Consider the following 1,600-nt stretch of genomic DNA (forward strand, 5'->3'; position numbering starts at 1 on the left):
CAGTTTAAAACACTTGGCTCTCAGACTGTAGCAATAGATTTTCATGAGACAAAAAAAGCACTTCAAGATGGAGTTGTGGATGGGCAAGAAAACCCGCTTAACGCGATTGTGAGTATGGATATACATATAGGTGCAAAAGTATCTCACTCTGAGTGAACACGCATATATGGGGTATATCTTTAGTATCAGTTTGAAAACTTACAAAAAACTTCCACAAGAACTTAGGAAGATACTTATCGACACAGCTTTAGAGATTACTCCCTTGCAGCGTGCACTGGCACAAGCAGATGAGGAGAAGCTTCTAGAATTAATCAAAGCAAGTGGTGTTGAGGTCAATACCCTTCAACCGCAAGAGCGTACAAAACTAGAAAAGTTGATGGAGTATATTCCAAAAAAATATGAAGAGCTTATTGGCGGAGAGATTCTCTCAAAAACTCAAGAGATTCTTTTTGATAAGTACAAAAAAGATCAAGATTTCTATGTGATAGGTGTAGATGTAGACCTCTCTAAGGATGCAAAGAGTTCAGGACTCGCTATCAAGAGAGGGGTGGAACTTGCTGTCAAAGAGATCAACGCAAGAGGTGGAATTTTGGTGAAGAAGGTCGCAGTTATTGTCAAAGACAACAGTGCACTTGCAAGTAAGGGAGCCAAGAATGTTAAAGATCTTTTAAAGTATAAAAATCTTATCGGTGTAGTGGGTGGACTTCACAGTGCTGTGATTTTGGAACAGCTGGAATATATGCAACACTCTGGAATATCGCTTTTTATCCCTTGGGCTGCTGTTTCCTCTCTGACAGATATAAAAAAACATGACTGTATTTTTAGAGTCTCCGCAAATGATCTTTATGCATCTGATTTTATCGCATCAAATGTACTCAAACGTTTTAAAAAGCCTGCTATATTTTATGAAAACTCTGTTTGGGGCAGAGATAACCATACAAATATAAAGAGATATCTCGGTGAGAGAGGAGTTGAAATTGTCTATGCGAAACAGTTTAACAGGGGGATAGGTGATTTTACGCAAGATATTACTAGAGGGTGCGGATGCTCTGATTATGATTGCAAATCCTCTTGAGGGAGCCGTGATTGTGCAAAATATGGCGAATACGTCAAAACCGTTACCCATAGTATCGCACTGGGGAATTACGGGTGGAGATTTTTTTTCTGAGAATTCAAAGGCAATTCAAAAACTTGATTTAAGCTTTTTTCAGACCTTTTCTTTTTTCAAAAATAAAAACAGAGTGAGTCAAAAACTAGCACAAAGCTACATTCAAAGCTATGATAAAAAGGATGTAATAGATATAAAAGCAGCATCGGGTGTGGCTCATGCTTACGACTCGGTGAATATTTTAGCCTTGGCTCTTGAGCAAACTGGGAGCGCAGAGCATAAGGCGATTTGCAGAGAGGTGCAAAATATTAAAGTGTATGATGGAGCAGTCAAAAAATATATCTATCCTTTTACGTCAGAGCAGCATGATGCTTTGGATGTAGAGGATTTTTATATGGCAAGATATGGAAGCAGAGGTGAGATTATTGAGGTAGAGAATGAATGAACTAAAACTTGCCCATCCACTTAAAAAGAGCATCAAAAGTAGAGTAG

Annotated in this window: 2 protein-coding genes and 1 pseudogene; all 3 read left to right on the forward strand. The window is 38.4% G+C overall.

Annotation, left to right across the window (positions count from 1 at the left end):
• Positions 1-156: pseudogene (locus K0A91_RS11050) on the forward strand (hypothetical protein); the annotation flags it as partial.
• Positions 131-1,075: an ABC transporter substrate-binding protein gene (locus tag K0A91_RS10975; RefSeq protein WP_295010264.1), complete on the forward strand. Its 945-nt coding sequence runs from the start codon at positions 131-133 to the stop codon at positions 1,073-1,075. The pseudogene K0A91_RS11050 and the gene K0A91_RS10975, both read left to right, overlap by 26 nt.
• Positions 1,011-1,553, forward strand: a complete 543-nt coding sequence (locus K0A91_RS10980; protein ID WP_295010265.1) for a hypothetical protein — start codon at positions 1,011-1,013, stop codon at positions 1,551-1,553. The genes K0A91_RS10975 and K0A91_RS10980 overlap by 65 nt, the downstream gene beginning before the upstream one ends.
• Positions 1,554-1,600: the final 47 nt, after the last annotated feature.

The organism is Sulfurimonas sp., assembly GCF_019429335.1.
Taxonomy (GTDB): domain Bacteria; phylum Campylobacterota; class Campylobacteria; order Campylobacterales; family Sulfurimonadaceae; genus Sulfurimonas.